The 3,829-nt window shown below is 54.5% G+C and carries 5 protein-coding genes; 2 read left to right on the top strand and 3 right to left on the bottom strand.

Going from position 1 to position 3,829, the window contains the following annotated elements; translation table 11 throughout:
- Both RT018_RS15660 and RT018_RS15655 read right to left on the bottom strand, forming a co-directional pair.
- The coding region (locus RT018_RS15660; protein WP_312943243.1) for a 2-dehydropantoate 2-reductase N-terminal domain-containing protein at window positions 1–771 on the bottom strand (771 nt) is incomplete at its 3' end.
- A gap of 62 nt (window positions 772–833) precedes the next feature.
- Complete coding sequence (locus RT018_RS15655; RefSeq protein ID WP_312943242.1) at window positions 834–1,724, bottom strand: 4Fe-4S cluster-binding domain-containing protein; 891 nt, start codon at window positions 1,722–1,724, stop codon at window positions 834–836.
- 303 nt (window positions 1,725–2,027) lie between these two features.
- On the opposite strand from RT018_RS15655, the gene RT018_RS15650 reads away from it, so the two are divergent.
- Window positions 2,028–2,735 (top strand): polysaccharide deacetylase family protein, encoded by a 708-nt coding sequence (locus tag RT018_RS15650; protein WP_312943241.1) that lies wholly within the window; start codon window positions 2,028–2,030, stop codon window positions 2,733–2,735.
- A gap of 75 nt (window positions 2,736–2,810) precedes the next feature.
- Here RT018_RS15650 and secG read toward each other — a convergent pair whose 3' ends face one another.
- Entirely contained in the window at window positions 2,811–3,038 is a 228-nt protein-coding gene (gene secG, locus RT018_RS15645) for a preprotein translocase subunit SecG (RefSeq protein WP_312943240.1), read from the bottom strand.
- 284 nt (window positions 3,039–3,322) lie between these two features.
- Here secG and lexA point away from each other — a divergent pair.
- Window positions 3,323–3,829, top strand: a 507-nt coding sequence (gene lexA, locus RT018_RS15640; RefSeq protein ID WP_312943239.1) for a transcriptional repressor LexA, incomplete at its 3' end; no start/stop codon positions are given.

Genomic DNA, 3,829 nt, shown 5'->3' with positions numbered 1-3,829 from the left:
GGACGGTTCGCCGTCGGCAGGAAAGGAGCAAATGATGGAGTCCCATGCTTCCACGTCCTGCTCCGACAGGGCAATCCCCTCGGCGTTGGCCACCAGAACCACCTCTCGCATAGCGCCCAGCATGGCGTCTCGGGCAGGGCCGGGAACCTGCAACTTACCATAGCCAGATTCAAATACCATCGCCGCCTGATTGCAGCCCGTGTTGCACACCAGCTTGCTCCACAGGTGGATGCGGATGTCTTCCGGCAGGGCGTAGGGGAAGCCCGCCCGGTCGAAAAATGCGGTGAGCGCCCGCAGACGGCTTTCATCCTGCCCAGCGGGAACGCCCACTGCCAGTTCCCCGAAGTTGGAGCAGATGACACGGTTGCCCTCTTTCCTGGCGGGCATTTTCTGTGCCACGCACCATACCACCTTCTCCGCGCCAAAGGTGTCAGACAAAATCTGTTCGCTGGATACGCCGTTAAGGGCGGAGATTATCACAGTGTCCGGCCCCACCAAATGGCGGCACCGGTCAATCGCGTCTTCCAGCCCGCTGAATTTTACCGCGAACAGCAAAAGATCCAGCGGCTCGCGCTCCTGCGCCGCGTCGGTGTATTGAAAGACGCAGCGCTCGTCGTTAAGGTAAACACCCTCGTCCCGATATTTGGCGATGCGCGTTGCGTCTGCCAGAATTTTTACTTGTTCATAGCCCGCGCCCCGGGTGAGCTGGTGGGCAAAAATCACGCCCAGTGCTCCCAAGCCCACAATGCCCACAGTTTTAATCTCTTTCATGGCTGTCTCTCCCTTATCAATCATAAAAAGCGCGGGAGCCTTCCGGCTCCCGCAATGAAGGCTCAGGATGCAATTTTTTCCCGCCAGCGCAGGTCGTAGGGCTCGAATTTTACCTTGCTGTATGCATTCAGATCCAACTTTGTGCCGTCCCAGTCGGAGTGAAGCTCACCGGTTTGTTTGATGAGAATGTCATAGAGGATGGCATAGGTCACGCCGTCTCGCTCATCCCGCTCCACAATGGTGGAATAGGGCAGAGTTTTGTGATAGGTCATCTCCATTCCCTTGTAATCGAAGTGGAACCCGCAGCGCATCCGGCAGCCGTCCAGACCTGCGTAACGGGAGATTTCCTTCAGATCGCGAAGAATCATGTCGCCGCCCTCGTCGTAAAGGTTTTCCGGAGTGGTGGCGGTATAGTCAAAGCGGAATTGGATGTTTGCCCCGGGAATTTTGCGGAACCGCTCCACATAGGGCACCAAATCCGCCTTAGGATAGTCCTTATACAGCACGCAGTTGATGCGGAAGGGAACCGCCAGACGGCTCAACAGCGCGTCGTTGGACTCCACCACGTATTTCTGCATGTGCCGGGAGACGTTGAGACAGGTGATTTTCTCCCGGTTGCGGTCGGTGAATTCAACAATGTCACTCTCGGACTGGAACTCGGATACCGGCAGGGTGGTGTTGATATAAATTTTATGGGTGGAGGGGATGCAGTCCAGCATCACCTGCAATGCGTCCAGATCCGCCAAAGGCTCGCCGCCCGTGAACACGAAGTCACACTCTGGAGTGATGGCGTGCATCTGCGCAATGCTTTGGCAGATTTTCTCCACGGAAAAGCCCGTCAGATCGGCGTACTCCTCCTTGTTGATGCAAAAGGGACAGTGGTTGTGGCAGTCATAAGGGACAAAGACGGTGACGGTTGCACCGCCCTGGCGTGTCTTATAGGGATGAATCATGTCGATCGGCCTTTCCTAAAGAATCGAGGAAACAGAGGCATGAAGCCTTCTAAAATGTTCATACGTATACGATTAAATATTTTACTGCATTATCGAGAAGAGGTCAAGGGAAACGGCAAAAAAACAATTATGAAATAAACTGAAAGCCGGGGAAATTCCGCACAGAACCTGTGGAAAACAGAGATTTGCCAGAGAAATGACCATGCAATGGTGGCAAATGCCCGCCCGCAGCGCCGCTTTGACCGTGTAATTCTCTGAAAATTACACAGACTGTCTTTTGACAAATGTGAAAGGAGGGAGAGCATGAACAGACCGAGAGCGGTGTTTTTGGGAATCATGGTGGCGGCGCTTTTGTTTGTCTGTCGAGAGGATGTGGCCGTTCCTGCAACGGCGTGGGCGGAGCTCTCCGAGACAAAGTTTGTGGCACTGACCTTTGACGACGGTCCGAGCGATAACACCACGGGACGGCTGCTTGACGGTCTGCGGGAGCGGGGCGCCAGCGCCACCTTTTTTTTGGTCGGCAGTCGGATTTCCGGAAACGAAAAGCTGGTACGCCGCATGCGGGACGAAGGGCACCAGATCGGAAATCACTCTTGGGACCATAAGGAGCTAAAGGACATGCCTGTGGCGGTGCTGGGCGGAGAAATTGACAGCACCGATGAGCTACTCCTCACCGTCTGCGGAGAAGGAGACTATTGGATTCGACCGCCCTACGGACTTTTAGATAAGGGCGGGCGGGGCAAAGTTTCCAAGCCGTTGATTCTCTGGAGCGTGGACCCGGAGGACTGGAAGCTGCGCAACGCAGATAAAGTCACCGCCCACGTGATGAAACATGTCCAGCCGGGAGATATTATCTTGCTGCATGATATCTACCCCGCCTCCGTGGACGCGGCGTTTAAAATTATCGACGCGCTGGAGAAACAGGGTTATGAGTTCGTCACGGTGAAAGAGCTGCTTGCACTGTACGGAGTGGTCCCTCAGGAGGGGAAGTTTTATGCCAGCGCACGATAACATATGCAGGAAGTGGCGTTTGGAAAAAAAGCGTCTGCCGCGAGTATCTCACGGCAGACGTTTTATCAAGAGAAATCAGATGATGTTCAAGGTAAGGGTCAGAACGATAAACACGGCGCCAATCCACTTGGTCGCCCGGGCCAGCTTCGCGTCGGCGGTTTTAGCCTTATTCTTGGACAGGAAGGAGTCGGCCACGCCGCCAATGGAGCCGGACAGACCCGCGCTCTTGCCGGACTGGAACAAAACCACCAGAATCAGGCACAGGCCGCACAAAAGCTGCAAAATCGTTATTAAAAGCTGCATTTCAAGATTCCTCCAAAAAATCATTTCCGCAAAAGAACTGCGGAAGACATATTCACAGACTTGAATTTTACCACAGCTTCTGTGCATTGGCAAGGGATTTTTCGAAAAAGAAGGCTCTTTCTGTGAGAAAATACAAAAAGTCGAAATTATGTGGAACATCTGTTTGCATTCCGACAACGGATGTGTTATACTGCTAAAAAGACAAGGGCAGACTGCCCCCGGCAGCATACCGGGCGCGGGCGGGCTGTGCCGCTCTATAGCACAATGAAAGCGGAGGTGCTTCCATGGAGAAACTTTCCAAAATGCAGCAGAAGATTTATGACTATCTGGCGTCTTCCATCCGGGAACAGGGTTATCCGCCTTCTGTGCGGGAGATCGGGGAAGCGGTGGGCCTGCGGTCCCCCTCCACGGTCCATTTTCACCTGAAGCATCTGGAGGAGGCCGGTTACATCGAAAAGGGCGCGGGCAAGGGCCGGGCCATTGCCCTAACAGGCCCGTTCCAGCGAGGAGCTTCTCTGAATCCGGAGGCGCCGCTGCCCAAGCAGATACCTATTGTGGGAAATGTGGCGGCGGGAAGCCCTATTCTGGCGCAGGAATGCGTGGAGGAGTATCTGACATTTGATCCGGAAGGACCGGAGGACGAATATTTTGCCCTTCATGTCCGGGGAGAGTCCATGATTGACGCGGGGATTCTGAATGGGGATTTGGTGATTGTGCGCCGCAGGGAGACGGCTGTCAACGGGGAGATTGTGGTGGCCATGATTGACGACGAGGCCACGGTAAAGCGGTTT

The organism is Oscillibacter sp., assembly GCF_032060045.1.
Taxonomy (GTDB): Bacteria; Bacillota; Clostridia; order Oscillospirales; family Oscillospiraceae; genus Oscillibacter.
This window is presented reverse-complemented; position numbering and strand designations above follow the sequence as displayed.

Bases quoted from the DNA above. Each gene is read 5' to 3' on its own strand.
- RT018_RS15655 (WP_312943242.1), bottom strand. From the start codon at position 1,724: ATGATTCATCCCTATAAGACACGCCAGGGCGGTGCAACCGTCACCGTC.
- RT018_RS15650 (WP_312943241.1), top strand. From the start codon at position 2,028: ATGAACAGACCGAGAGCGGTGTTTTTGGGAATCATGGTGGCGGCGCTT.
- secG (WP_312943240.1), bottom strand. From the start codon at position 3,038: ATGCAGCTTTTAATAACGATTTTGCAGCTTTTGTGCGGCCTGTGCCTG.